Here is a 25,913-nt window from a genome sequence, read left to right as displayed (position 1 = left end):
ATGGCTGTGCCCGTAAACGATTCCCGGCGGTGGCTCGCCGCCGGCCTGACCGTCTTCGCGCTCCTCGCCGCAGGGTGCTCGAGCAGCGACGACTCGTCTCCCGCCGGGGAGACCGACACCGCCGCGGCGGACGTCCCGCAGGCCATCGTGTCGCTGAGCCCCACCAGCACGGAGATGCTCTACGCCATCGGCGCGGGCGACCAGGTCGTCGCCGTCGACGACCGCTCCGACTACCCGACGGACGCTCCCGTCACCGATCTGTCCGGTTACACCCCCAACGTCGAGGCGATCCTCGGCTACGAACCCGACCTCGTCGTCGCCAACGCCGACACCGGTGACCTCGTCGCCGGACTCGAACAGGCCGGGGTCGAGACGCTGATCCTGCCAGCCGCACAGACCCTCGACGACACCTACACCCAGCTCGAACAGCTCGGCGCCGCCACCGGGCACGTCGGGGAGGCCGCCGAGCTCGTCGCACAGATGCAGGCAGACATCGACGAGATCCTCGCCGGTCTGCCCGAGCGCGAGACGCCGCTGACCTACTACCAGGAGCTCGACAACACCTTCTACTCCGTCACCGACGACACCTACATCGGTGAGATCCACTCGATGCTGGGGCTGACCTCCATCGCCACCGGCAGCAACGGCTACCCGCAGCTGTCCGCCGAATACGTCCTCGAGCAGAACCCCGACGTGATCTTCCTGGCCGACGGACAGTGCTGCGGCGTCACACCCGAGGTCGTCGCGCAGCGCGCCGGCTGGGAGGAACTCACCGCCGTCCGCGAAGGGCGCGTCTACGTTCTCGACGAGGACATCGCCAGCCGCTGGGGTCCGCGCGTGGTGGACCTGATGCGTGAGGTCGCCGGCATCGTCGGCGGCATTCCGGTCACCGCGCCCACGCCTTGATCGCGGCCCCGCGACGTCGCGCGCTCGTGCTGACCGGCGCGGCGTCGATCCTGCTCGCCGCGATGCTGCTGGGCATCCTCGTCGGCCCCGCCGGGCTCACACCCGGCGGGGTCCTGCTCGACATCGCCGACCGGTTGCCGTTCGTCGACGTCGACTCGGGCCTGACCACCCGCCAGCAGGCCATCCTGTGGAACATCCGCATGCCGCGGGTGGTGCTCGGGGTGCTCGTCGGCGCAATGCTCGCCGTCGCGGGGGCCGCCTACCAGGGAGTCTTCCGCAACCCGCTCGCCGACCCTTACCTGCTGGGGGTCTCGAGCGGGGCCGGTCTCGGCGCCACCCTCGCCATCGTCGTGGGCGGCGCCGCCGGTTTCGCCGGGGTACCGCCGGCCGCGTTCGTGGGCGGCATGCTCGCCGTCGGCGCCACCTACGCGCTCGGCCGCACCGTCGGCGGTGTCCGCTCCGAGGTGGTCATCATCCTCGCCGGTGTCGCCGTCGCGGCCTTCGCGAACGCCATCCAGACCTTCTTCATGCAGCTGCACGACGACACGCTGCGCCAGGTCTACTCGTGGATGCTCGGCCGCCTGGCCACCGACGGCTGGTCCGACGTCCTGACCGTCCTGCCCTACGTCGTGGTCACCGTCGCGATCATCGCGCTGCACCGGCGCACACTGGACGTCATGTCGGTCGGCGACGTCGAGGCCGCGAGCCTCGGCATCCATCCCGCCCGCGTCCGCCTGCTGCTGGTGAGCGTCGCGACGCTCGGCACCGCCGCGGTGGTGTCCGCGAGCGGGCTCATCGGGTTCGTCGGCATCGTCGTGCCCCACGCCGTGCGGCTGCTCGTCGGGCCCGGCCACCGGCTGCTGCTGCCGCTGTCGCTGATGGTGGGGGCGGCGTTCCTCGTGCTCGCCGACGTCCTCGCCCGCAGCGTGATGGCGCCCGCCGAACTACCGATCGGCGTGGTGACCGCCGCCGTCGGCGCTCCCTTCTTCCTGGTGGTTCTCAGACGTAGTCGGGGGGTCCGATGATCGGCGACGTGACGACCGAACTTGCCGCGGTGTCGTGCCGCGGCGTGAGCGCCGCGCGCGGCGGTGTCGAGGTGCTGCACCGGGTGGACCTCGACGTCGTCGCGGGGTCGTGGGTGTCGCTGGTGGGCCCCAACGGTTCCGGCAAGACCACCCTGCTGCACGTCCTCGCCGGTCTCGTCCCCTCCACCGGTGCCCTCCACGTCGGGGGGATCGCGCCGGGCCGCGCGTCGCGGCGGGACATGGCCCGCGCGGTCGCGCTGATGCCGCAGCGCCCCGTGGTCCCCGAGGGCGTGACCGTGAAGGAACTGATCCACCTCGGCCGCACCCCCCACATCCCGCGCTTCGGCTCCGAGACCCCGCACGACGTCGAGGTGGTCGACCGGATCGTCGAACGCCTCGAACTCGGATCGTTCGCGCCGCGCCTCGCATCGGAACTGTCCGGGGGTGAACTGCAGCGGGTCGTGCTGGCGCGGGCCCTCGCGCAGCAGCCGCGGGTGCTGCTCCTCGACGAACCCACCAGCGCGCTCGACATCGGCCACCAGCAGCAGGTGCTCGAACTCGTCGACTCGATGCGTGCCGAGAGCGACCTCACCGTCATCGCCGCGATGCACGACCTCACCTCCGCCTCCCAGTACGGCGAACGCCTCGTGCTCCTCGCCGGCGGGCGGGTCGTCGCCGACGGTGCACCCACCGACGTGCTCACCACCGAACGGGTCGCCGCGGTCTACGGCGCGCGCGTCGAGATCCTCGACCGCCCCTCGGGCCGGGCCGTCCTGCCGCTGCGCGGTGCCTCGGAGGCGTCCTGATGGAGGTGCTGCTGCTCGGCACGGGTGCCGCCGACGGCTGGCCCAGCCCGTTCTGTTCGTGTGCCTCGTGCAGCGACGCCGCGCGGCGCGGGGAGATCCGCGGGCAGACCGCGGCCCTGGTCGACGACGTGCTGATGCTCGACTGCGGACCGGAGGCGCCGCGCGCGGCGGTGCGGTACGGCAGGTCGCTGGCGCACGTGCGGCACATCCTGCTCACCCACGCGCACACCGACCATCTCGGCCCGCAGGCGTTGCTGTTCCGATCGTGGATCGAGGGCTGTGGCGAACTCGAGGTGATCGGCCCGGCCGACGCCCTCGACGTCTGCCGCCCCTGGGCGGGACCGGACGACCCGGTGCGCTTCGTGCCCGTCGCCGCCGGCGACCGGATCGCGGTGGGGGAGTACGACGTTCGCGTACTTCCCGCGCGGCACAAGGTTTTTCGCGACGGCGACGCGGTGCTCTACGACGTGACGGGACCCACCGGCTCACGGCTGCTGTGGGCGTGCGACACCGGGCCGTGGCCCACCGACCGGTTCGAGACCGTGCGCGACGCCCACTACGACGCGGTGTTCCTCGAGGAGACCTTCGGGGACCGTTCCGAACTGTCCGAGGGGCATCTGGGGCTGCCGGAGTTCGCATCGATGCTCGACGGATTCCGCGGAGTCGGTGCAGTGGGGGAGTCGACCGACGTGGTCGCCGTGCATCTCGGGCACCACAACCCGGTGATCGACGAGCTCGGGGAACGGCTGGGCGCGTGCGGCGCGCGGGCCGGTCGCGACGGAGAGGTGGTGCACGTGGGCGACGGTCCTCGGCTGACAGGTCATCGGACGCTGGTGCTCGGCGGTGTGCGGTCGGGCAAGTCCCGGCACGCGGAAGAACTGTGCTCGACGTTCGAGGCCGTCACCTACGTCGCGACGGGTGGTGTGCGTGAGGGCGACGCCGAGTGGGCGCAGCGGGTTGCGTTGCACCGCGCGCGGCGCCCCGACTCGTGGGCGACGGTGGAGACGGTGGACGTCGCGGAGGTGCTGAAGTCGGCGACGACGCCGCTGCTCGTCGACTGCCTGGGCACCTGGCTCACCGCCCGACTCGATCTGCACGGCGTGTGGGACGGGGGAGACGTCGCGGCCGTGGACGCGGACATCGAGGAACTGCTCGAGGCGTGGAAGGCGTGCCCGGCCCCGGTGGTCGCGGTGAGCAACGAGGTCGGCAGTGGGGTGGTGCCGGCGACGGCGTCGGGTCGCCTGTTCCGAGACCTCCTGGGACGGCTAAATGCTCGAGTGGCCGAGGCTTCGGAAACGGTGACGCTCGTGGTGGCGGGGATCCCGGTCCCGCTGCGGGGTTGAGGTCAACGAACCCCTTATTGCGGGTAAGGCAAGGGTAAACAAAATTGGTACGGGCGTGCCATAATATAACTTATGTGGACCCCTACTCGCGGGTAACTTACATAGAACTCGGGGTTTCATTTATCGAATTGTTATCTGATCTCGATTGTGTGCAATGTCGTTTTGAGGGCTAAAGGCCCGGGTGAACGCGGGGTGAACCGCACTCGAAGTAACGCCTCTACCTGCGACTTTGCGCAGGGTTGGCGTGTTCTATGCCGTTCTGTGAGTCGCCCGTTACATGTCGGATGGCTCACGTAACAAACCTTGTGTTGCGGTGGATAATTCAAGCGTCCCCCAAGTGCGCAGTATTGCGCCCCATGAGAATGGAAAATCTTCATGACCACTCCTGAGCAGACTCAGAAGCGTCGCAAGGTCCGCGCGATCCTGGCCTCCGGCCTCGTCCTCGGCGTCGGTGCGGCTGTCACCCTCGCCGCCTGGAACGACTCCGTGTGGGGTAGCTCGACCTTCGGAACCGGCGACTCCCAGTGGAACCTGCAGGGCTTCACCCCCGCCGAGAACGCCTGGGAGGACTTCGTCCAGGAGGGCGACGCGGCAACGATGACCTTCTTGCCCGACAACGATGCTCTGGTGCCGCAAGAGCCGGTCTTCAGCGTCTTCGGTCTTCACGAGCAGTACGGCAATCTGGGTGCCACCATCGGCTTGGAGAAGGGCAATATCACGGGGTCGACCGACCTTGCTGACGAGATCGACATCACCGCCACGCTCGTGAGCGGAGCGACCACTGCGACTCCGGCAGCGTGCGATGCGACCACTACCGGTGACGTGCTCTTCAGTGGCCCGCTGTCGTCGGCGTTGGCGTCGGCTGCCGATGCGATCACCCTTGCTCCTGAGGGATACGCCTGGGTGTGCTTCAAGGCCGAGCTGAGCGAAGACGCTGCAGGCGACCTGGCACTGCAGGACCAGCAGGTCACGGCGACCTGGGTCTTCAACGGCCAGAGCTCCTAGTCTCTGTGCTTGCGCCTCCCGGCCTTACCGGGAGGCGCAAGCAACGCCAGTCCACTGATCGAGGAACGGTCTGAACCAACGTGCATGCCATGCCCGATAGCAAGAAGCCGCACAAGTCCGCGTGGTCTCGTATCGAGAACGCAGTGCTGAACCTGCTGGCTGCAGGCGGAGTGGTGTGCATCGGCTTGGTCATCGCTGCGTTCTTCTTCAATATCTCCCTGATCCTGTTCAAGACGGGGTCGATGTCGCCGACCATCCCCCAGGGCTCCATGTCGGTGGTGCAACGTATCTCGGCCGATGAGATCAAGGTCGGAGATGTCGTCACTGTGGACCGCGAGGAGGGAGAACTCCCCATCACCCACCGGGTGATCGCCGTCTACCCCCAAGGTCCTGGTGAAGCCCTCATCGAGATGAAGGGCGACGCCAATCCCAGTCCTGACCCCGGCCCCTACCGGGTCACCGAGGTACGGAAGGTGCTGTGGTCCGTCCCCGGCGCCGCATCGATTCTCGTGTGGTTCTCGGATCCCTTGATTCTCGGAGCCCTCACCATCGGTGCCGCACTCCTCGTGCTGTGGGCGTTCTGGCCCCGTAAGACCGAACTCGAATCCATTCCCGCATCGTCTGTTGATCCGAAGGACCAGCAATGAAGAACCCCAGGTCGTCGCGCCTCCTCGTTGCGCTGCTCGGTGTCCTCGCCGTGGCCGGTGCCGCGATCTTCAATACTGGGCTCGTAGGACAGACATTGGCGAGCTGGACCGATCGGGTGTTCGGGTCCTCCACTTTCGGGGCGAGTCCTGTTGCTCTCAACGGCTATGCGCAGAGCGTGTCGGGTCGCTCGAAGATCGGCCGTCCCCTCACCAACGATACGTTCGACGGTGTCGAGACAGAGAAAACGGCGCAGGACAGAGGGCGCGCTTCGTTAGGAAACCCGAACTTCGTCGTATTCGAGGCGGATGGTCTCCTCGGGGCAGGCTACATCAGCGTGGAGGCTGCAGTCTGCGCGTCGTACCTGTCTACGGAGGGGACCTGCGCGTCCACCGATGTAGTCGCCGATGCGGTGTCCAGTACCAAGAACATCGTTGCAAAAACGACTCGGTTACTTGGTGTCACGGTATTCAGTAGCCCTACGGGGGAGGTGTTCACGACATCGGCAACCTGTAAAGAGGGACAAGCTCCTTCGGTAACCCCTCCCTCGGGAACTATGATTCTTAAGGGCACCTCCAGTTTGCTGGATCCCGACCAGACTATTGTGGTACCGCAAGCGTCACTCACTGGCGGAGTTGCGACAGCCACGGCTGAAACCCGGAATGGCACAGCGACGCTCACTCACACTGTCGTTGTCAATGCAAATCAGGCTTCGTCCACGCTGAGGTTGTACATAGACGGCGTCGGCTGGTACCTCGATATGATCGTTGTGCATGCCGCATGCGGTATGGGAGTGCCGCTTCCTTCTCTGGAGGGTTTCGGGGCCACTTCCGCAATGGCGCCGATGATGTTGCGGGCCCAAGAGCTTCCCGTGTGCACTCCTGAGATCGAGGCACTGCGTCCGGAGGACGAGTTCTTGGTCGAGGAGAACGATGAGGCCGGGACAACCACGGATGTTGTTCCCACCGAGCCCGTCGACCCCGAACTCGTCGACTCCGAAGATGTTTCGGACGAGCTGGAAGTGGTCGAGGACATCACAGAGGAGACGGTCGAGCCGACCTCCTGCGAGCCCACGACCACTACGGCACCGCTCGCGGCCAAGCGCACGCTGCTCTCCCCGCTCGACCTCCTGATCACCGACGGTGTGATCGGCGAAGCCGCACCGCAGCCGCCGCTCGAGCTCGAGGAAGAGGCCGGCGACACCGAGATCGTCGCCGACGACGAGGACGCCGCGAGCGACAAGTCCGCGACCGTCACCACCACGACCGGAACCACCGCTCCGGAGGAGACGGAGGCGAAGGACGGCGACAAGGCCGACGGCGACTCCGAAGAAACCTCGGAGAGCGCAGAACCGACGACCACGACGCCCGGCACCACGACCTCGGGAACCACGACGTCGACGACGAAGGCTCCGAGCGGCCCCACCACGCCGAGCCGCGTGAAGACCGAGGTGCCGTTCACCATGGTCGCCACCGACGGCAGCACACTCGGCACCGCCGAGATCGTGGACATCGTCCGGGGAACCGACTGCGTCTCGGTGAAGCTGGACGTCACGACGGCCGACGAGCCCGGCACGACCAGCCTCGGCGGTCTGCGCACCAAGGACTTCCGTGAGGTCCTGTCGGATGGCTCCACCGTCCCAGTCGAGACGACCAGTGTCGCCTGCACCGACGGAACCCCGCTGCCGACGACGTTCTCGGCGGGCAAGGAGTACTCGGGCTGGGTAACGTTCGCTCTCACGAACGGCAGCAACTCGGTGATGCTCCGGCCGGAAGGCACTGCGGGCTGGATCTTCACGCTGCCGCCGGTGCCCGTGCCGACAGTGACGGTGCCGACGGTCACCGCACCGAGCACGACCACCGGTGAGAGCACACCGACCGTCGAGACCGAGACCACCACGTCGGCCCCGGAAACCACCGAGGGTGCCGAGACCACCACATCCGACGACGACACCCTCGACGGATAACGAGCCGACCAGGAGACACAAGCCGTGCGCGTAGCGAGATCTGCGTGGAAGGGAATGCGCCTGTTGGCGATGCTCGGCACCCTCGGGATGGTCGCCTCCTGTGGGTACGGTTCCCACCTGAATCCCCCTGCCTCGCAGGGGGGTATCCAGGCGAACTTCAGCTCGGACCAGACGGCGTCGGGTCCGTGGGGCGAGTTCGCCACCCAGGGCCAGGCGGGGCAGTTCGACTTCTCGGTCGACCCGCTGGCTCTGGTGCCTGGTGAGCCCGTCTACGCGCCCGTCGCGCTCCGCGCGGTCTCCGGTGTCACCACGCCGGTCTCGGTGAACCTGCGGCCGGCGCTGACCACCCAGGGTTCCATCGCGGATCTGCTGCGCTACTCGGTCTCGGAAGTTCCCGCGGCGTCGTGCAACGAGTCGGGTTTCGGTACCGCGACCATCGTGAACGACCAGCCCATCTCGCAGCGCGGCGGCGACTTCACACTGCAGCCGGACACGATCCGCACGCTGTGTTTCCGGGTGGAGCTCCCGGACGGCACGAAGCCGCACGAGGCGGCATCACGAACCGACACCGTGGCGCTCTGGGAGTTCCGCGCGGAGGGTGACGACCCGCCGGCCCCGCCGAATCCGGGGGGCGAGAACTGCCATCGGGCTTCCTGGTCGTCGAGCTTGGGTAGCTGGCGGTACTTCCACTGCTGGTTCTTCCAGTGGAAGATCGGCGACTGGTCGGTGGGCACCCGCTGAGTCAGGACGTCATCAGGCGGAACAGCCCGATGAGGCCCACGACGACGATCACCGCGCGGAGCATGACCGGCGACAGTCGCCGTCCGTAGTGGGAGCCGAGGAATCCGCCGACCAGCGATCCGGCTGCGATGAGCACGACGACGGTCCAGTCGATGCGGTCGAACGCCACGAAGATGTACATCAGGGCCGCCACGATGTTGACGAGCAGCGACAGCAGGTTCTTCGCGGCGTTCTGCTTCTGGATGTGATCGGTCAGCAGCACCCCGAACACACCCATGAGGAGGATGCCCTGAGCGGCGGTGAAGTAGCCGCCGTAGACACCGACGGCGAAGGTGCCCAGGAGCAGTAACCCCATGCGCACCGGCCCGAGCGGCCTGTCGGCGTCGTGCCCCACCCGGCGCAGTACCCAGGCCTGGATCTTCGGCTGCAGCACGACGAGCGTCAGCGCGAGGATCAGCAGCACCGGCACGACGGACTCGAACACCGTCTCCGGCAGGTGCAGCAGCAGCCACGATCCGAGCAGCGCGCCGGACACCGACGCGGGGATCTGCCACCGCAGCCGGTGCCATTGCCCCCGGAGCTCCCGCCGGTAACCCCATGTGCCCGACACGCCGCCCGCGACGAGACCGATCGCGTTGGACATCGTCGCGGTCACCGGCGGCACCCCGAACGCGATGAGCGTGGGGAAAGTGATGAGGGTGCCGGAGCCGACGAGCGAGTTGATGGCACCGGCGCCGAGACCGGCGAGGGCGACGAGGAACAGTTCGAGCGGGGTCACCGAGGGGAGTCTACGGTCCGTCGAGACCGGCGTTGTTGCCGATGTACGGCCGTCTCGGCGTGAACTTCGCCGGTCTCGATTCGGTCGAGCCTGTGGATGACACCGAAGTTGTCCACACTCGCCGAAACGGGGGTTCCGGAAGGCCGATCCGCGGGTCACGCTCCTGCCCATGAACCTCGACGAACCGTTCCGGGGCACCGACGCCCGCGCCGCCGGACTGGTGACACGACACGGCCTCACCCACCACTTCCGGAAGCTGCACCGGAACGTCTACATCGCACCGGGCGTCGAGCCGGCCGCCCTGCTCCGGGCGAAGGCGGCGTGGCTGTGGGCCGGGTCGACCGGTGTACTCGCCGGTGTCTCCGCAGCCGCCGTGCACGGCACCCGATGGCTCGACCCCACTCTTCCGGCGGAGATCGTCAGGCCGGGCAAGCTGCGGTCGTGTCCGGGCATCGTCGTCCGCAACATCCCCGGCATCGAGACCTGCGCCGTCGACGGCATGACGGTGACGACACCCGCGCGGACGGGCTTCGACCTGGCCCGGAGCCACGACGTCGACAGGTCCGTCGAGATGGTCGACGCGCTGTGCAACGCCACCGGCCTGAAGATCCCCGAGATCGAGGCCGTCGCCGCACGGCACAAGGGAGCTCGGCATCTCCTCCGCATGCGCACCGTTCTGGAACTCGCGGACGGTGGGGCTGCATCACCTCCGGAAACCCACACGCGTCTCCTCCTGGTTCGAGCGGGCTTGCCCAGGCCCGAGACCCAGATCGAGATCTTCGACGACGCCGGGTTCGTGGCCCGCGCCGACATGGGCTGGAAGGAATGGAGGAGGCTGGTCGAGTACGACGGTGTGCAGCACTGGACCGACCCCGCGCAGCGCACCCTCGACATCGACCGCTACGCGCGGCTGCCCGAGCTGGGGTGGACCGTCATCCGCGTCGGCGCCGACCTGCTGTACCGGCGACCGCACGTTCTCGTCGAGCGTGTGCGGCGTGCCCTGCGCGCGGCGGGTGCCTCCGTGTGAGGTCGAGACCGGCGAAGATACCGGGAACCGGTCGGAAAACCGCAACCGACGACGGTCTCGTCCATCCCTTTCGCCCCGATTCGCGCCAGCATGAGAGAAAGGGTGGGATCGCCCCGCCGCACTGCGTAGCTTGATCCGCGACCATCCAGAGCGGCCGAGAGACCTGGCTCGACGACGCCGCAGCAACCCCCCGTGCGCGGGTGCGGGTGCTACCGCCGGGACCGATGGAGGCAGGACATGACTCGCAGCACCGAGCGCGCTTCGTGGCGCCGCCGGCACATCGACCTGCGACGCGGCGCGTCCTGCCGGTGTCGCTGACGCGCCACCTCCGAACGACCCCTGCTGCTCTCGTGTGCCCGCCCCGCTCGCGGGGGACGGGCCGGGCGCACGCGTCCCCTCGCATTCCCGAAAGGTTCCCACGATGTCTGCTGTCCGCAGGACGTCGCGATGAGCGCGCCGACCGACATCCGCGTCGACGACGCGACGATCGACCCTCGTGACGACGACAACCTCGTCGTCGCCCGCACCTGGCATCCCTGGCGCTGGGTGATCAGCATCGCGGTACTCGTCGTCGCCGCCCAGTTCGTCCACGGCCTGATCACCAATCCCGGCTGGGACTGGGCGACCTTCGCGCAGTACTTCACCGCCTCCTCGGTGCTGTCCGCACTGTGGATGACGATCAAGCTCACCCTGTGGGGCACGGTACTGGGCTTCGCGCTCGGTGTGCTGCTGGCGATCGGGCGTTTGTCGAACAACCCGGTGCTGCAGGTCATCTCGTGGACCTACATCTGGGCGTTCCGATCCATCCCGCTCATCGTCCAGCTGCTGTTCTGGTTCAACATCGCGTACCTGTACCAGACGCTCAGCATCGGAATCCCGTTCGGGCCGGCCTTCTTCGAGTTCGGTGTCTCCGGCGTGATCTCCGGGTTCACCGCCGCCGTGATCGGTCTGGCCCTGCACCAGGCGGCCTACTCCGCCGAGATCATCCGCGCCGGCATCATCTCCGTCGACCACGGCCAGATCGAAGCGGCCAACGCCCTCGGCATCCCGCGACGCCGCCAGTTCGTGAAGATCGTGCTGCCGCAGGCGATGCGCGCGATCCTCCCGAACGCCGCCAACGAGGTGATCAGCCTGTTCAAGGGCACCTCCATCGTCTCCACGATGGCGATCGCCGAACTGTTCTATCAGGTCCAGGTCATCTTCGGTCGCACCGGTCGGGTGGTGCCCATGCTCATGGTCGCGACCGTCTGGTACATCGTCCTGACCACGCTGCTCTCGATCGGGCAGTACTACGTCGAGCGGTACTACGCCCGCGGTGCGGCCCGCGAACTGCCTCCCACCCCCTGGCAGCGGGTCGTCGCCCGGTACCGCGAGATCCGCGACGGCGGCATCGGCGCACCCCGGGGAGCGACCCGATGACCGCCACCCGGGACGACGTCGACCACGTCGTCGACGTGCGCGGTGTCCACAAGTCCTTCGGTGCCAACGAGGTCCTCAAAGGCATCGACCTGCAGTTGCGCAGGGGCACCGTGACGGTGATCCTCGGCCCGTCCGGATCCGGGAAGTCCACCCTGCTGCGCACCCTCAACCACCTCGAGAAGGTGGACCGGGGCACCGTGCGCATCGACGGTGAACTGATCGGTTACAAGCGGCGCGGCGACAAACTCCACGAGTTGCGGGCCCGCGACATCCTCCGGCAGCGCTCCCGGATCGGGTTCGTGTTCCAGAACTTCAACCTCTTCCCGCACCTGACGGTGCTGGAGAACGTCGTCGAGGCACCCGTCTCGGCGCAGGGACGCGACCGCGCCGAGGTCGAGACGGAGGCCCGCGCGCTGCTCGAGCGGGTGGGCGTCGGCGACAAGCTCCACGACTACCCGAAGCAACTGTCCGGCGGGCAGCAACAGCGCGTGGCCATCGCCCGTGCGCTGGCACTGCGACCGGCGGTGATCCTCTTCGACGAACCCACCTCGGCGCTCGACCCGGAACTCGTCGGTGAGGTGCTCGACGTCATCCGTGACCTGTCCCTCGACGGCGCGACCCTCGTGATCGTCACCCACGAGATCGGTTTCGCCCGCGAGGTCGCCGACACCGTCGTGTTCATGGACGGCGGCGTCATCGTCGAACAGGGCCCACCCCGGGACGTCCTCGACCACCCGAAACACGAACGCACCGCGGCATTCCTGTCCCGCGTTCTCTGACATCCCTTTCCCCCTACGCATTCGAGAAGGTACCGATGTTCGCTTCCACCCGCCGGGCACGCGTGTTCGCCTCGGCCCTGGCCGCTTTCGCTCTCCTGGGCACCACGGCCTGCAGCTCCGGACCCACCGCCGAGGCCGACGCGGCCACCGACGCCGGCTACAACCTCACCGCGGACCAGAACCGCATCACCACCGAACCGGTCGAGGAAATCGCCGCCAAGGTACCCCAGGACATCCGCGACCGCGGCACCCTCGTCGTCACCGGGTCGGCCGGTACCGTCCCACCGCTGCGCTTCTACGCCGACGACGACGCGACGATCATCGGTTCGGAAACCGACTTCGCCCATCTCATCGGCAACGTCCTCGACCTCGACGTCGAACTCACCGCCGCGGACTGGGCGCAGAACTTCGTGCGCATCGACTCCGGTGAGGCCGACCTGTTCATCTCCAACGTCACCGTCACCGAGGAACGCAAGGAGAAGTACGACTTCGCCACCTACCGCCTCGACAGTCTCGCCGTGGAGGTGAAGAAGGACAGTGGCATCACCTTCGAAGGCCCGGAGGACATCGCCGGACTGAAGGTCGGTGTCGGCTCCGGCACCAACCAGGAGGCGCTGCTCGTCGAGTGGAACGAGCAGAACATCGCCGCCGGCCTCGCACCCGCCGAGATCCTCTACTACCAGAACGCCGTCGACTACTACCTCGCCCTCGGCTCCGGCCGCATCGACGCGTACGTCGGGCCGAACCCGACCTCGGCCTTCCACGCCCTGCAATCCGGCGAGACCGAGGTCGCCGGCACCTTCTCCGGCGCCGGACTCGACCTGCAGGGGGAGATCGCGGTGCTGACGAAGAAGGACAACGGCCTGATCGAGGCGATCAACGAGGCCATCAACCACATCATCGAGAACGGCACCTACGCACAGGTTCTCGAACGGTGGGGCATCACCAGCGAAGCCATCGAGGTCTCGCGGATCAACCCGCCCGGCCTGCCCAAGACCTCCTAGTCGGAAAAACTCGGGGATACATCATGTCTCGCGTCAACGGACCGGTCGACGTCGTGATCGTCGGCGGCGGTGTCATGGGATCGGCGGCCGCCTGGCGACTGGCGGCACGCGGCCGCCGGGTGACCCTGCTCGAACAGTTCGAGCGCGGCCACCACCGGGGAGCCTCGCACGGCAGCTCCCGCATCTACCGGCAGGCCTACGACGGGCAGTTCCACACGGCCCTCGCGGCCCGCGCGCTGCCGCTGTGGCGGCAGCTCGAGGAGACCACCGGCACCCGGTTGCTCGACCTCACCGGCGCGGTCGACCACGGCCTGCCCGACGCCGTGCACGCCAAGGCGAGGTCGCTGACCGAACTCGGCATCGACCACACCCTCCTCACCCCCGACCAAGCGGAACAGCGCTGGCCGGGAATCCGATTCGACACCACCGTGCTGTTCCACCCCGACGCGGGACGGCTGCACGCCGACCGGGCCGTCGCCGCACTCCAGCAGGCGGCGGCCGATGCCGGAGCCGAGGTCCGACACACCAGCGGCGTGCGGCTGATCCGCGAGACCACCGGCGGGGTCGAGGTCGTCCTCGACGACACCGTGATCTACGCACGGCACGTCGTCGTCGCGGCCGGGGCATGGACCCGCACCCTGCTCGACGCCGCGGACCTCACCGCCCGTCCCGTGCTGCCGCCGCTGCGCACCACGCAGGAGCAACCCGCGCACTTCGTGCCGGTCTCGGACGCCGACTGGCCCAGCTTCGTCCACCACCGCGGCGCGCAGCTCACGGGGGAGGGGATCTACGGGCTCGGTTCCATCGACGGCATCAAGATCGGGGAGCACGGCACCGGGCCGCAGGTCGATCCCGACACCCGCAGTTTCGTCGCCGACCCCGGCGGTGTGGAGCGGCTCGTCGAGTACGCGCGGACGTGGCTTCCGGGAGTGGATGCCGACAGTGCCAGAGTGGACACCTGCCTCTACACGACGACCCCGGACTCGAACTTCGTCGTCGACCGCACCGGAACCGTGACCGTCGCGGCCGGATTCTCCGGGCACGGCTTCAAATTCGGCCCCGCCATCGGTGAACTCGTCGCCGACCTCGCGGACGGCATCGCCACCGCTCCCGAACCGTTCCGGTTCGGCAGCCGCCAGCAGGTGGGGGTCTCGTGAGCGGTACCCGCCGGCTCGAGGTGCGCGCGGTGCGGCAGGACGACCCGCTCGCCGCGCCGCTGCTCGAGGAACTCGCCGTCGAGTACAGCACCCGCTACGAGCGGCCCTTCGAGGAACAGTACGAAAGTCTCACCACCTACCCGGAGGACCGGTTCGCGCCGCCCGACGGTGCGCTCCTCGTCCTCGTCGAGGACGGCACCCCCGTCGCGGGTGGCGCCTTCCAGCGTTACGACGCGGACACCGCCGAGCTGAAACGGATCTGGACGTCGCGGCACCACCGTCGCCGTGGTCTCGGCCGCATCGTCCTCGAAGAACTCGAAGCCGAAGCGGCGCAGCGGGGTTACACCCGCATCTACCTCACCACCGGATGGCGGCAGCCCGAAGCGGTCGCCCTGTACCTCGCGGCCGGCTACACCGCACTGTTCGACCCCCGGAAGCCGGCCGAGGAGATCGGCCCGCATCCCTTCGAGAAGCACCTCGTCCGAAAGGCGGCCTCCGCGTGAAGTTCCTGCTGCTGAGCCTGATCATCCACCAACCCGATCCCGTCACCGGCGAGCTGGTCTCCCCGGCCGAACGGCTGCGCGAGGTCGTCGATACCGCGGTGTTCGCCGAACAGCTCGGCTTCGAAGGCTTCGCGGTGGGGGAGCGACACGAGAAGCCGTTCCTGGCGTCGGCGCCACCGGTGGTGCTGAGCAACATCGCAGCCCGCACCAGCACCCTCGAACTGTGGACGGGCGTCACGACGTTGAGCCTGCTCGACCCGGTGCGGGCGTTCGAGGACTACTCGACCCTCGACAACCTGTCCGGCGGCCGCCTGCAGTTGATGATCGGCAAGGGCAACGGCACCGCCCAGGCCGAGCTGTTCCACGTCACCACCGAGGATCAGTGGGACCGCAACCGCGAAGGCTACGGACTGTTCCGGGCTCTGTGGGAGAACGAGACGGTGACCTGGGAGGGCCGGTTCCGGCCGCCACTGTCCGACGCCGTCACCGTGCCGCGCCCGCTGCAGAAGCGCCCGACCATCTGGCACGGCAGCGCTACCAGCCGCGAATCCGTCGATCTGGCCGCGCAGTACGGCGACCCGATCTTCTCCGCCAACCTCACCAACCCCATCGAGCCGTACGCCGAGCTCATCGACCACTACCGGGAACGCTGGGTCGCCTACGGGCACGATCCCGCGGCGGCGCGGATCGGGGCCGGCACCGCCGGCCTCTACGTCGCGCCGACCTCGCAGGAGGCCGTCGAACGGTACCGGCCACTGTTCGAGCAACGGCTCGAATTCGCGAGGCAGAGTGGGCTACCCGTCGTCTTCGAGACGATCGAGGACTTCGTCGAACGCTCCTCCGCGCTCATCGGCAGCCCGCAGCAGGTGATCGACAAGGTGCTCCGCTACCACGAGCGGTTCGGGCACGAGGTCATGCACGTCACCGCCGACCGCGGCGGCCTCACCGAGGCCGAGTACCGGGCGAGCCTCGAACTGTTCCAGGCCGAGGTCGCGCCCGTCCTGCGGGCGACCGTACCGCATCGCAACCCCGTCCCCGCCTGAGGCGTTCTCGCCGCAGGGAACCCTTCCGATCGCGGTGAGAGAAAAGGTATGCCTCCCACCGTCGGCTCCGTAACCTCGAGCCACGACCCTGACCCTCCCACGCACCGCGGTATCGCATCCGCGTGATGCCCCGGTGCCATGCCCAGATCACGGAGCACGTCGTTGTCCCTCTCCTCTTCCGCGTCCCGGTTCGCCACCACCACCGCCGCGACCGCCGTGCTGGCGGCCGCGCTGACCGCGTGCGGTGCCGGCACCGAGGCCGGTTCGGCCCCCACCGGCGACCCGCAGCCCGGCGGCACCCTGCGTTACGGCCTGTCGCAGGCACCCACCTGCGCGGATCCGGCGCAGTCCGGCACCAACCAGACCATCTACGTCGTCCGGCAGGTCGTCGACTCGCTCACCGACCAGGACCCGGCGACCGGCGAGATCGTGCCGTGGCTGGCCGAGAGCTGGGAGTCGAACGAGGACGGCACGCAGTTCACCTTCCGGCTGAAGGACGGCGTGACGTTCAGCGACGGCACCCCGTTCACCGCCGAGTCCGTGAAGAAGAACTTCGACGCGATCGTGAACACCCTCGGTGGTGTGAAGGCACCCTCGGCCGTCGGCTATCTCGCCGGGTACACCGGCACCACCGTCGTCGACGACCGCACCGCCCAGGTGAACTTCTCCGCCCCGAACGCACCCTTCCTGCAGGCCACCGCCACCGTGCAGCTCGGCCTCCTCTCCGACGCCGACACCGCCAAGAGCGCCGAGGAACGTTGCGCAGGTGAACTGTCGGGCACCGGCCCGTTCGTCTTCGAGGACTACCAGCAGGACAAGTCGGCCACCCTCGTCAAGCGCACCGGCTACGCGTGGGGTTCCGAGGCGTTCGGCCACGACGGCGAGGCCTATCTGGACCGCATCGAGTTCACCATCGTCCCCGAATCCGGTGTCCGCACCGGCTCGCTCGCCTCGGGTCAGCTCGACGCCGTCTCCGACGCGCTGCCGCAGGACGCCCCGCAGATCGAAGGCACGGGCGGCCGCATCCTCACCACCCCGAATCCCGGCCTCCCGTTCGGTTTCCAGCCCAACGTCGGCCGCGGTGTCCTCGCCGACCCGGCCGTACGCAGCGCGCTCGTCCCGGCGATCGACCGGCAGGAACTCGTCGACACCGTCCTCGGCCCGGACTTCCGTCCGGCGACCGGCACTCTCGCCTCCGCGACCCCCGGTTACGTCGAACTCGACGAGGTCACCTACGACCCGGCGAAGGCCCAGCAGATCCTCGACGAGGCGGGCTGGGTGCCCGGCCCGGACGGGATCCGCGTCAAGGACGGGCAGCGCCTGAGCTTCCCCGTGCTGTTCAGCTCCGTCTTCGCCGGTAACCAGGCCATCCTCGAACTGGTGCAGCAGCAGCTGCGGGCGGTGGGCATCGACCTGCAGCTCGACCTCGTCTCCACCCCGGAATCCACGGCGCGGCAGAACTCGGGCGACTACGAGTCGAACTACTACAACAGCACCCGCGCCGACGGCGACATCCTACGCACCGCCTTCGGCCTCGAGGGCCGCAACCTCAACAAGCGCGGCCCCATCCCCGAGCTCGACGACGTGCTGAACCGTCAGCTGTCCACGACCGACCCCGCGGCCCGCGCCGAACTCATCGGCCAGGCGCAGCAGCTCGTCCTCGACAACGGCCTGTGGATCCCCACCGTCGAACTGTCGCAGGCCATCGGCGCCGGCCCGAACGTGGCCGACCTGAAGTTCGAGGCCTCGGCCCGGCTCCAGTTCTTCGACACCTGGCTGAGCGAGTAGATCGTGCTGCGTTACCTCGGATCCCGCATACTCCAGGCCGTCGGTGTGCTCTGGGCGGCGTTCACGGTGTCGTTCGCGGTGCTCTACCTGCTGCCGTCCGACCCGGTGAGCATCGCCGCCGGTGCCGACGCCGGGACCCCGGTCGACGCCGCCGCGATCGAACAGCTCCAGTCCCGCTACGGCCTCGATCAGCCGGTGTGGGTGCAGTACTGGCACGCACTGAGCAACGCGGTCCGGGGTGACCTCGGCATGTCCATCTCGACCGGGCAGCAGGTGACCGATGCGATCGCCGCCGCCCTGCCGAGCACCCTCGTCCTCGCCGTGACCGCCCTGGTCCTGGCGGTGGTACTCGGCACGGCACTGGCCGTCCTCGCCACCTACACCCGCCTCGGGTGGCTGCGGAACCTGTTGCTCTGCCTGCCGCCGCTCGGTGTGGCGGTACCGACCTTCTGGGTGGGTCTGCTCCTGTTGCAACTGTTCTCGTTCCGACTCCGGCTCTTTCCGGCCTTCGGAGACCAGGGCATCGCACACGTGATCCTTCCCGCCGTCACCCTCGCCCTGCCCACCGGTGCGGTGATCGCCCAGGTCCTCGCGACCAGCCTGCAGACCACCTGGCGGCAGCCGTTCATCGAGGCGGCCCGCGCGAAGGGTGCGTCCCGGTTGCGGATCCAGACGCGGCACGCCCTGAAACTGTCGAGCATCCCGGCGTTCACCATCGCCGGGGTCGTCGTCGGCAACCTGCTGGCCGGCTCCGTGGTGGTCGAGACCGTCTTCTCCCGCAGCGGGATCGGGCGACTCACCCAGACAGCGGTGATGACACAGGACATTCCGGTCGTGCAGGGCATCGTCGTGTTCTCGGCGACGGTGTTCGTGCTCGTGAACCTCGCCGTCGACCTGCTCTATCCCCTCATCGACCCGCGCATCACCCACGGCGGCACGGCATCGGGTGAGAGCCGTGGCACGGCATCGAGCGAGAGCCGTGGCACGGCGTCGGGTGGGCAGAACGCTGCCGACGAGACCCTGCTGGAGGTCGAGGCCCGTGTCTGACACGCTGATCCGCGAACCGGAGACGACCCGTCTCTCCCCGGAACAGTTCTCCCGCAAGGACTCCCGTCTGCAGCACGTGCTGTCGGTGCTGCGCCGCAATCTCGTGGTCGCGGTGTCCGCACTCGTGCTGCTGCTCGCCGTCGGTTTCGCCCTGTTCCCCTCGGTGTTCGCCTCCGGCGACCCGCTGCAGGGGGTACCGGCCGACAAGTTGCAGCCGCCGAGCCTCGCCCACTGGTTCGGCACCGACAATCTCGGCCGCGACGTCTACACCCGCGTCGTGCACGGCGCCGGACTGTCGCTCACCGCGACCCTCGTCGCCGTCGGCATCGCCCTGGTGGTCGGCTCCCTCGTCGGACTGATCTCCGGTGCGCTCGGCGGGGCCGTCGACGCGGTCCTCATGCGCATCGTCGACGTCCTGCTGTCCATCCCGGCGCTGCTGCTCTCCCTCGCACTCGTGACGGCGCTCGGCTTCGGCACGATGAACGTCGCGATCGCCGTCGGCGTGAGCCTGGTCGCGAACTTCGCCCGCGTCATGCGCTCGGAGGTGCTGCGGGTCCGCAAGGCCCTCTACGTGGAGGCGGCGTTCGCGTGCGGTGTCCGCCGGCACACCGTGCTGCGCCGGCACGTGCTGCGCAACTCCTACGCCCCCGTCACCGCGCTGGCCGCTGTCGAGTTCGGCATGGCCGTGCTCGCCGTGTCGTCGCTGAGCTTCCTCGGGTTCGGCGCGGTCCCGCCCACCCCCGAATGGGGATCGCTGATCTCCGAGGGTCGCAACTTCCTCGCCGCCGCGTGGTGGATGACCACCCTGCCCGGCCTGGTCATCGTCGCCGTCGTGCTGTCCGCCCACCGGATCGGCCACACCATCGAGAACAGGAGCGCCCGATGACCCTGCTCGAGGTCCGCGACCTGCAGGTCGCCTACGGAACGGTCCGCGAACCGGTGGTCGCGGTGGACGGCGTCGACCTCACCGTCGCGCGCGGCGAGGTGGTCGCGGTGGTCGGCGAATCCGGCTCCGGCAAATCCACCACCGCCCAGGCGATCATCGGCCTGCTCACCGGCACCGGCCGCGTCACCGCCGGGTCGGTGACCTTCGACGGCACCCGCCTGAACGACCTGTCCGAGCGTGCCTTCGAACGTATCCGCGGCGCCCGCATCGGTTTCGTCCCGCAGGATCCCACCACCTCGCTCAATCCCGTCGTCCGCGTCGGCGACCAGGTCGCCGAGGTGCTGCGCATCCACGGCCTCGCCGACCGGCGCACCGCGAGGATCGAGACGCTGCGCATCCTCACCGAGGCCGGACTCGACGATCCGGAGCTACGCGCCAAGCAGTATCCGCAGGAACTGTCCGGTGGGCAGCGACAGCGCGTGCTCATCGGTATCGCCCTCGCGTGCCGACCGGACCTCGTCATCGCCGACGAACCCACCAGCGCCCTCGACGTGACGGTCCAGCGACGCATCCTCGACCACCTCGACACCCGGATCGCCGAGACCGGCGCCGCCGTCCTGCTCATCACCCACGACCTGGGTGTCGCCGCCGACCGCGCCGACCGCATCGTCGTCATGAAGAACGGGCGCGTGGTCGAAACCGGTCCGGCCACACAGGTCCTCGCCGACCCGCAGCACGAGTACACCCGCTCGCTCATCGCCGCGGCACCGAGCCTCGCGGATGCCCCGGCCCGCCCCGCCCCGCGCGAGGCGAAGCCGATCCTGTCGGTCTCGCACGTGTCGAAGACCTTCCGCATCGACCGCAGGTCGGCGCTGCACGCCGTGCGCGACGTGTCGTTCGACGTTCCCCGCGGCGGCACCCTGTCGCTGGTGGGGGAGTCCGGGTCCGGTAAGTCCACGGTCTCCCGCATCGCGATCCGGCTCGAGACCCCCACCGCCGGACAGGTGCGGTTCGACGGGGAGGACATCACCGGCCTGCGCGGTGGCGCCCTGCGGGCGCTGCGCCGCCGGGTGCAGCTCGTGCACCAGAACCCCTATGCCTCCCTCGATCCGAAGCTGCGGATCCGCGACATCGTCGCCGAACCGCTGGACGCCTTCGGGGTCGGCACCCGCGCCGAACGCGCCGAGCACGTCGCGCGGTTGCTCGACCAGGTGGCGTTGTCGTCGGCGCATCTCGACCGCCGGCCCGCGGAACTGTCCGGCGGGCAGCGGCAGCGCGTCGCCATCGCCCGGGCCCTGGCGCTGCGGCCCGACCTGCTCGTGCTCGACGAACCGGTCTCCGCCCTGGACGTGTCGGTGCAGGCGCAGATCCTCGACCTGCTCACCTCGCTGCAGGCCGAACTCGGCCTGAGCTACCTGTTCATCTCCCACGACCTCGCGGTCGTCCGGCAGATCAGCGACACCGTCGCCGTGATGCGGGCCGGTCGCGTCGTCGAATACGGCTCCACCACAGATATCTTCGACAACCCCCAGCACGAGTACACGAGAACGTTGCTCGATGCGATTCCCGGGAAGGTCCATCATGTCCGATAGTTCAGAATTGTTGCTGGCCGTCGAGTTCGCGGGCACCGGCGTCCACCCCGCGTCGTGGCGCCGCGACGACTCCCGCGCCGAGGAGTTGTTCACCCCCCGCTACTGGGCCGACCTCGTCGGCGCCGCCGACCGGGCGGGAGCCGACTTCGCCTTCTTCCCCGACACCTTCGGTGTCGTCTCGGGCGAGAACACCGTGCGCGGCCGGCTCGAAGCGATCGGGCTCGCCGCGCGCCTGACCACCGCGACCTCCCGCATCGGCCTGATCCCCACCGCGACCGTCACCCACACCGAACCCTTCCACGTCGCCAAGGCGATCCAGACGATCGACCACACCACCCTCGGTCGCGCCGGCTGGGAGGTCGCGGTGACGCCGGGCGTCGTGGAGTTGTTCGGCCGCAAGGACGAACAGGACACCGCATCGTTGTGGGCGGAGGCGCACGAGGCCGCCGAGGTCGCGGCGCGACTGTGGGACAGCTGGGAGGACGACGCCGAGATCCGAGACGTCGCCACCGGCCGCTTCATCGACCGCGACAAGGTCCACTACATCGACTTCGTCGGCGAGTACTTCTCCGTCAAGGGCTCGTCGATCGTGCCGCGCTCGCCGCAGGGACAACCGCTGGTCGCGGTGACGGTCACCGGTGAGGAGACCCTCGAGTTCGCGGTGCAACGCGCCGATCTCGTGCGTATCCGGGCCACGGACCTCGCGGCCGCCGCCGACCTCGCCACCCGCATCCGGACGCGGGCCGAGGACCGGCGCATCTTCGTGCTGCTCGACGTCGACGTGCTGCTCGGCGACGACGCCGCGGCCGACCTCGCCCGGCTCGAACAGTGGGCCGGGGAGCCCTACCGCTCCGACACCCTCGTACACTCCGGCACGCCCGCGAGCCTGCTCGAATTCCTCTCCGGCGTCAGCGGAGTGGACGGGGTGACCGTGCGCCCGCTCGCGCTGGCCGCCACGGTGGAACGCCTCGTCGAGGACGTCCTGCCCGTCCTGCGCCCCGCGGTGGCACCGGCCACCGGCACCCTCCGCGACCGGCTCGGTCTGCCCCGTCCCGCCAACCGCTTCGTCGCCGCTCACTGAAGGAACGATCACCGTGTCCCGCAACACCGTTCGCAAGCAGATCCATCTCGCCGCGCACTTCCCGGGCGTCAACAACACCACCGTGTGGGCCGACCCGGAATCGAGGAGCCAGATCGACTTCTCGTCGTTCCTGCACCTCGCTCGCACCGCCGAGCGCGGCCGGTTCGACTTCTTCTTCCTCGCCGAGGGCCTGCGGCTGCGTGAGCACCGCGGCCGCATCCACGACCTCGACGTCGTGGGCCGCCCCGACACCCTCACCGTGCTCGAGGCCCTCGCCGGCGCCACCACCCATCTCGGTCTGGCCGGCACCATCAACACCACCTTCAACGAGCCCTACGAACTGGCCAAGCAGTTCGCCACCCTCGACCACCTCTCCGGTGGCCGCGCCGCGTGGAACCTCGTGACGTCGCCGGATGCGTTCACCGGCGAGAACTTCCGCCGCGGCGGCTTCCTCGAGTACTCGCAGCGCTACGTCCGCGCCGCCGAGGTGGTCGACGTGACCCGGCAGCTGTGGGACAGCTGGGCCGAGCACGCCCCGGTGATCGACCGGGAGGCCGGGGTCTTCGCCGCCGACACCGATATCACACCGTTCGACGTCCACACCACCCAGTTCGACATCACCGGACGCTTCGAGGTGCCGCGCAGCCCGCAGGGCCACCCGGTGCTGCTGCAGGCCGGCGACTCCGACGAGGGCCGCGAATTCGGCGCCGCCAAGGCCGACGCCATCTTCAGCCGCCACGGCACCCTCGAGGAGGGCCGTGCCTTCTACACCGACGTCAAGAACCGCCTCGCCAAGTACGGGCGCAGCTGGGACGACCTGAAGATCCTGCCCGCCGCGACCTTCGTCCTCGGCGACACCCCCGAGGAGGCGGAGGAACGCGCCCGGCACATCCGCCTGCAGCAGGTGGGCCCGCAGACCGCCATCGCCTTCCTCGAACAGGTCTGGGGCAAGGACCTGTCGGCCTACGACCCCGACGGCCCACTGCCGGACGTCGAGCCCGAGGACAACGTCATCATCACCCGTGGGCGCGTGCGGCACGCCAAGGATCCGCTCGCCGTCGCCCGGCAGTGGAAGGCCAAGACGGACGCCGAGAACCTCAGCATCCGCGAACTCATCATCGAGGTCACCGCCCGCCAGCAGTTCGTCGGCACCCCGCAGCAGGTCGCCGACGAGATCGACCTCTACGTCCAGACCGACGCGAGCGACGGCTTCATCCTCGTCCCGCATCTCACCCCCGGCGGCCTCGACGAGTTCGTCGACACGGTCGTCCCGCTGCTGCAGGAACGCGGCAGCTTCCGCACCGACTACGACAGCAGCACCCTGCGTGGGCATCTGAACCTGCGCGACCCGCACACCGTCACCGAAGGAGCCCGCGCGTCATGACCGCAACACTCGATCAGTTCGTCGACGACTGGCAGCGGTGGCATGCCGAACGCAACGACGCTCTGCGGCAGCCCCTCGGCTGGCTGAGCCTGACGGCGCTGCACTGGCTCGACGGAACCCCCACCTCCTTCGACGAGGCCCCCGGCTACTGGCACGCCGACGGAGAGAGCGTGGTCCACGAACTCGACGGCGGCACCACCGCCTACGAACCCGTCGAGGGTGCCCCCGGCGTGCAGGTGGAATTCGAGCGCGGCTACGTCGAGATCATCCGCCGCACCGGACGGTTCGCCATCCGCATCCACGACCGGACGGCGCCCGCCCTGGCGTCGTTCTCCGGCATCCCGGCCTACGAACCCGACCCGGCCTGGGTGCTGACCGGCCGCCTCGAGGCGTTCGACGACGAGCGGGTCGTCACCACCGCCGCGGTCGTCGACGGACTCGAACACCACCACCCGGCGGCGGGGGTGATCCGGTTCGAACACGACGGGGCCGAGCACGAACTCGTCGCCTTCGGGGTGGCCGATGGTCCGCTGCGCATCCTGTTCACCGATGCGACCTCCGGGGTGACCACCTATCCGGCCGCGCGGATCCTGCAGATCGGGGAGCCGGCCGAGGACGGGACGGTCACCCTCGACTTCACGCGCGCCGCGAACCTGCCGTGCGCCTTCACCGACGCGGCGACCTGCCCGATCGCACCGCCGCAGAACCGTCTTCCCTTCGCCGTCGAGGCCGGCGAACGCAATCCTCGGGTCCGGGAGTCGTCGTGAACGCCGTGAATCCGGTTCCGCTGTCGGTGCTCGACCTCTCGCCGGTCAGCGAGGGGTCGACGGTGCCGCAGGCCCTGCACAACACCCTCGACCTCGCCCGGAAGGTCGAGGCGTGGGGCTACAAGCGCTACTGGGTCGCCGAGCACCACTTCGTGGCGGTCGCGTCGTCGGCCCCCGCCGTGCTCGTCGGGGCGATCGCCGCCGCGACCAGCACCATCCGCGTCGGTGCCGCTGCGGTGCAGCTCGGGCACAACACCGCCATCGGCGTCGTCGAATCCTTCGGCACCCTCGACGCCCTGTACCCGGGGCGCATCGACCTCGGGCTGGGGCGGTCGGGACAGCGCCGCGCCGAGGCGCTGGCGGCCGGATCGGCACCGGAACCCGCGCCGCGGCCCACGCAGATCCGCGACGGATTGATCATCCCGCCGCCGTTCCCCACCGCGAAGCTGCTGTCGTCGTCGCGCCTCGCCACGAGCTTCGGTCTGCTGCAGCAGCCCGGCGCCGAGTCGCCCGACTTCGCCCGGCAGGTCGAGGACATCCTCGCCTTCCTGGACGGCACCTTCACCACCCCCGACGGCACCGACCTGCACGCCAACCCGGGGGAGGGCGCCGACGTCGAGGTGTGGGTGTTCGGCTCCAGCGCCGGCCCGTCGGCGGAACTCGCCGGTCGCCTGGGCCTGCCCTTCGGCGCGAACTACCACGTCAGCCCCGGGACGACCGTCGAGGCGGTCGAGGCGTACCGGGCGGCGTTCCGTCCGTCGTCGATCCTGAGGAAGCCCTACGTGGTGGTCTCGGCCGACGCGGTGGTCGCCGACGACGACGCCACCGCCCGCGAACTGGCGTCGACCTACGGGCACTGGACGCACAGCATCCGCTCGGGCCACGGCGCGATCCCGTATCCGGACCCGGAGACCACCCCGCCGCTCACCGACGAGCAGCGCGAACTCGTCGAGGACCGGCTGGTCACCCAGTTCGTGGGGTCGCCGGGCACCGTCGCCGAACGCCTCGACACGCTCCGGCGCGTCACGGACGCCGACGAACTCGTCGTCACCTCGGTGACGCACGGACACGCCGACCGGGTGCGCTCGTACGAGCTCCTCGCCCGGGAATGGGGCCTGGCCCGCATCCGCGCGGCCTGAACTTCGGGGAGGTTGTGTGCGTTTTTCCGCACGAAAACGCACACGACCTCCCTCAACTTTCGGGAGGGGAGGCGGCATACTC

Annotated in this window: 24 protein-coding genes and 1 riboswitch; of the genes, 23 read left to right on the top strand and 1 reads right to left on the bottom strand. The window is 69.1% G+C overall.

Annotated features, from left to right (window positions below; all coding sequences use genetic code 11):
- The 8 genes from OED52_RS16960 (at position 1) to OED52_RS16925 (ending at position 8,437) form a co-directional block, all read left to right on the top strand.
- Positions 1 to 906 carry an ABC transporter substrate-binding protein gene (locus tag OED52_RS16960; RefSeq protein WP_264152009.1) on the top strand — a complete coding sequence of 302 codons (906 nt, stop codon included), beginning with the start codon at positions 1 to 3 and terminating at the stop codon, positions 904 to 906.
- A complete protein-coding gene (locus OED52_RS16955; protein ID WP_264152008.1) occupies positions 903 to 1,931 on the top strand; it encodes a FecCD family ABC transporter permease in 1,029 nt (342 codons plus the stop codon). The genes OED52_RS16960 and OED52_RS16955 overlap by 4 nt, the downstream gene beginning before the upstream one ends.
- Positions 1,928 to 2,737, top strand: coding sequence for an ABC transporter ATP-binding protein (locus OED52_RS16950; protein ID WP_413247680.1), 810 nt, complete (start codon positions 1,928 to 1,930; stop codon positions 2,735 to 2,737). Before OED52_RS16955 ends, OED52_RS16950 begins: the two co-directional genes overlap by 4 nt.
- A complete protein-coding gene (cobU, locus tag OED52_RS16945) occupies positions 2,737 to 4,080 on the top strand; it encodes a bifunctional adenosylcobinamide kinase/adenosylcobinamide-phosphate guanylyltransferase (RefSeq protein ID WP_264152006.1) in 1,344 nt (447 codons plus the stop codon). The genes OED52_RS16950 and cobU overlap by 1 nt, the downstream gene beginning before the upstream one ends.
- A gap of 375 nt (positions 4,081 to 4,455) precedes the next feature.
- Positions 4,456 to 5,085 (top strand): SipW-dependent-type signal peptide-containing protein, encoded by a 630-nt coding sequence (locus OED52_RS16940; RefSeq protein ID WP_264152005.1) that lies wholly within the window; start codon positions 4,456 to 4,458, stop codon positions 5,083 to 5,085.
- An 89-nt stretch (positions 5,086 to 5,174) separates the two neighbouring features.
- Positions 5,175 to 5,732 carry a signal peptidase I gene (locus OED52_RS16935; protein WP_264152004.1) on the top strand — a complete coding sequence of 186 codons (558 nt, stop codon included), beginning with the start codon at positions 5,175 to 5,177 and terminating at the stop codon, positions 5,730 to 5,732.
- On the top strand, positions 5,729 to 7,696 hold the full coding sequence (locus tag OED52_RS16930) for a hypothetical protein (protein ID WP_264152003.1): 1,968 nt from the start codon (positions 5,729 to 5,731) through the stop codon (positions 7,694 to 7,696). The genes OED52_RS16935 and OED52_RS16930 overlap by 4 nt, the downstream gene beginning before the upstream one ends.
- Positions 7,697 to 7,750: 54 nt before the next feature.
- Positions 7,751 to 8,437, top strand: a complete 687-nt coding sequence (locus tag OED52_RS16925; RefSeq protein ID WP_264152002.1) for a hypothetical protein — start codon at positions 7,751 to 7,753, stop codon at positions 8,435 to 8,437.
- Between the two features lies 1 nt (position 8,438).
- On the opposite strand, the gene OED52_RS16920 is transcribed toward OED52_RS16925, so the two are convergent.
- Complete coding sequence (locus OED52_RS16920; protein ID WP_264152001.1) at positions 8,439 to 9,215, bottom strand: sulfite exporter TauE/SafE family protein; 777 nt, start codon at positions 9,213 to 9,215, stop codon at positions 8,439 to 8,441.
- 169 nt (positions 9,216 to 9,384) lie between these two features.
- On the opposite strand from OED52_RS16920, the gene OED52_RS16915 reads away from it, so the two are divergent.
- The 15 genes from OED52_RS16915 to OED52_RS16845 all read left to right on the top strand — a co-directional run bounded on the left by OED52_RS16915 (position 9,385) and on the right by OED52_RS16845 (position 25,831).
- Positions 9,385 to 10,242, top strand: coding sequence for a hypothetical protein (locus OED52_RS16915; protein ID WP_264152000.1), 858 nt, complete (start codon positions 9,385 to 9,387; stop codon positions 10,240 to 10,242).
- 138 nt (positions 10,243 to 10,380) lie between these two features.
- Positions 10,381 to 10,473: riboswitch (SAM riboswitch) on the top strand.
- A gap of 216 nt (positions 10,474 to 10,689) precedes the next feature.
- The gene (locus OED52_RS16910; RefSeq protein ID WP_264151999.1) at positions 10,690 to 11,661 is read left to right on the top strand and encodes an amino acid ABC transporter permease; all 972 of its coding nucleotides are present in this window, start codon (positions 10,690 to 10,692) and stop codon (positions 11,659 to 11,661) included.
- Complete coding sequence (locus tag OED52_RS16905) at positions 11,658 to 12,440, top strand: amino acid ABC transporter ATP-binding protein (RefSeq protein WP_264151998.1); 783 nt, start codon at positions 11,658 to 11,660, stop codon at positions 12,438 to 12,440. The genes OED52_RS16910 and OED52_RS16905 overlap by 4 nt, the downstream gene beginning before the upstream one ends.
- A gap of 35 nt (positions 12,441 to 12,475) precedes the next feature.
- The gene (locus OED52_RS16900) at positions 12,476 to 13,444 is read left to right on the top strand and encodes an ABC transporter substrate-binding protein (RefSeq protein WP_264151997.1); all 969 of its coding nucleotides are present in this window, start codon (positions 12,476 to 12,478) and stop codon (positions 13,442 to 13,444) included.
- A 23-nt stretch (positions 13,445 to 13,467) separates the two neighbouring features.
- Entirely contained in the window at positions 13,468 to 14,601 is a 1,134-nt protein-coding gene (locus tag OED52_RS16895) for an FAD-dependent oxidoreductase (RefSeq protein WP_264151996.1), read from the top strand.
- Entirely contained in the window at positions 14,598 to 15,104 is a 507-nt protein-coding gene (locus OED52_RS16890; RefSeq protein WP_264151995.1) for a GNAT family N-acetyltransferase, read from the top strand. The genes OED52_RS16895 and OED52_RS16890 overlap by 4 nt, the downstream gene beginning before the upstream one ends.
- Positions 15,101 to 16,147 (top strand): LLM class flavin-dependent oxidoreductase, encoded by a 1,047-nt coding sequence (locus tag OED52_RS16885; RefSeq protein WP_264151994.1) that lies wholly within the window; start codon positions 15,101 to 15,103, stop codon positions 16,145 to 16,147. Before OED52_RS16890 ends, OED52_RS16885 begins: the two co-directional genes overlap by 4 nt.
- A gap of 138 nt (positions 16,148 to 16,285) precedes the next feature.
- Entirely contained in the window at positions 16,286 to 17,935 is a 1,650-nt protein-coding gene (locus tag OED52_RS16880; RefSeq protein WP_264151993.1) for an ABC transporter substrate-binding protein, read from the top strand.
- Positions 17,936 to 17,938: 3 nt separating this feature from the next.
- Positions 17,939 to 18,982 carry an ABC transporter permease gene (locus OED52_RS16875; RefSeq protein ID WP_264151992.1) on the top strand — a complete coding sequence of 348 codons (1,044 nt, stop codon included), beginning with the start codon at positions 17,939 to 17,941 and terminating at the stop codon, positions 18,980 to 18,982.
- Positions 18,975 to 19,868 (top strand): ABC transporter permease, encoded by an 894-nt coding sequence (locus tag OED52_RS16870; RefSeq protein WP_413247679.1) that lies wholly within the window; start codon positions 18,975 to 18,977, stop codon positions 19,866 to 19,868. The genes OED52_RS16875 and OED52_RS16870 overlap by 8 nt, the downstream gene beginning before the upstream one ends.
- The gene (locus OED52_RS16865) at positions 19,865 to 21,460 is read left to right on the top strand and encodes a dipeptide ABC transporter ATP-binding protein (protein WP_264151991.1); all 1,596 of its coding nucleotides are present in this window, start codon (positions 19,865 to 19,867) and stop codon (positions 21,458 to 21,460) included. The genes OED52_RS16870 and OED52_RS16865 overlap by 4 nt, the downstream gene beginning before the upstream one ends.
- Complete coding sequence (locus tag OED52_RS16860; protein ID WP_264151990.1) at positions 21,450 to 22,541, top strand: LLM class flavin-dependent oxidoreductase; 1,092 nt, start codon at positions 21,450 to 21,452, stop codon at positions 22,539 to 22,541. The genes OED52_RS16865 and OED52_RS16860 overlap by 11 nt, the downstream gene beginning before the upstream one ends.
- A gap of 13 nt (positions 22,542 to 22,554) precedes the next feature.
- Positions 22,555 to 23,925 carry an NtaA/DmoA family FMN-dependent monooxygenase gene (locus tag OED52_RS16855; RefSeq protein ID WP_264151989.1) on the top strand — a complete coding sequence of 457 codons (1,371 nt, stop codon included), beginning with the start codon at positions 22,555 to 22,557 and terminating at the stop codon, positions 23,923 to 23,925.
- Positions 23,922 to 24,692, top strand: a complete 771-nt coding sequence (locus OED52_RS16850; RefSeq protein ID WP_264151988.1) for a DUF1684 domain-containing protein — start codon at positions 23,922 to 23,924, stop codon at positions 24,690 to 24,692. Before OED52_RS16855 ends, OED52_RS16850 begins: the two co-directional genes overlap by 4 nt.
- A complete protein-coding gene (locus OED52_RS16845; protein WP_264151987.1) occupies positions 24,689 to 25,831 on the top strand; it encodes an LLM class flavin-dependent oxidoreductase in 1,143 nt (380 codons plus the stop codon). Before OED52_RS16850 ends, OED52_RS16845 begins: the two co-directional genes overlap by 4 nt.
- Positions 25,832 to 25,913 lie beyond the last annotated feature (82 nt).

Source organism: Rhodococcus sp. Z13, from assembly GCF_025837095.1.
GTDB lineage: Bacteria > Actinomycetota > Actinomycetes > Mycobacteriales > Mycobacteriaceae > Rhodococcus > Rhodococcus sacchari.
The sequence above is the reverse complement of the archived record's forward strand: the minus strand, read 5'-3'. Positions and strand labels throughout refer to the sequence as shown.

Bases quoted from the DNA above. Each gene is read 5' to 3' on its own strand.
- OED52_RS16960 (WP_264152009.1), top strand. From the start codon at position 1: ATGGCTGTGCCCGTAAACGATTCCCGGCGGTGGCTCGCCGCCGGCCTG.
- OED52_RS16950 (WP_413247680.1), top strand. From the start codon at position 1,928: ATGATCGGCGACGTGACGACCGAACTTGCCGCGGTGTCGTGCCGCGGC.
- cobU (WP_264152006.1), top strand. From the start codon at position 2,737: ATGGAGGTGCTGCTGCTCGGCACGGGTGCCGCCGACGGCTGGCCCAGC.
- OED52_RS16940 (WP_264152005.1), top strand. From the start codon at position 4,456: ATGACCACTCCTGAGCAGACTCAGAAGCGTCGCAAGGTCCGCGCGATC.
- OED52_RS16935 (WP_264152004.1), top strand. From the start codon at position 5,175: ATGCCCGATAGCAAGAAGCCGCACAAGTCCGCGTGGTCTCGTATCGAG.
- OED52_RS16930 (WP_264152003.1), top strand. From the start codon at position 5,729: ATGAAGAACCCCAGGTCGTCGCGCCTCCTCGTTGCGCTGCTCGGTGTC.
- OED52_RS16925 (WP_264152002.1), top strand. From the start codon at position 7,751: ATGCGCCTGTTGGCGATGCTCGGCACCCTCGGGATGGTCGCCTCCTGT.
- OED52_RS16915 (WP_264152000.1), top strand. From the start codon at position 9,385: ATGAACCTCGACGAACCGTTCCGGGGCACCGACGCCCGCGCCGCCGGA.
- OED52_RS16910 (WP_264151999.1), top strand. From the start codon at position 10,690: ATGAGCGCGCCGACCGACATCCGCGTCGACGACGCGACGATCGACCCT.
- OED52_RS16905 (WP_264151998.1), top strand. From the start codon at position 11,658: ATGACCGCCACCCGGGACGACGTCGACCACGTCGTCGACGTGCGCGGT.
- OED52_RS16900 (WP_264151997.1), top strand. From the start codon at position 12,476: ATGTTCGCTTCCACCCGCCGGGCACGCGTGTTCGCCTCGGCCCTGGCC.
- OED52_RS16895 (WP_264151996.1), top strand. From the start codon at position 13,468: ATGTCTCGCGTCAACGGACCGGTCGACGTCGTGATCGTCGGCGGCGGT.
- OED52_RS16880 (WP_264151993.1), top strand. From the start codon at position 16,286: ATGCCCAGATCACGGAGCACGTCGTTGTCCCTCTCCTCTTCCGCGTCC.
- OED52_RS16865 (WP_264151991.1), top strand. From the start codon at position 19,865: ATGACCCTGCTCGAGGTCCGCGACCTGCAGGTCGCCTACGGAACGGTC.
- OED52_RS16860 (WP_264151990.1), top strand. From the start codon at position 21,450: ATGTCCGATAGTTCAGAATTGTTGCTGGCCGTCGAGTTCGCGGGCACC.
- OED52_RS16850 (WP_264151988.1), top strand. From the start codon at position 23,922: ATGACCGCAACACTCGATCAGTTCGTCGACGACTGGCAGCGGTGGCAT.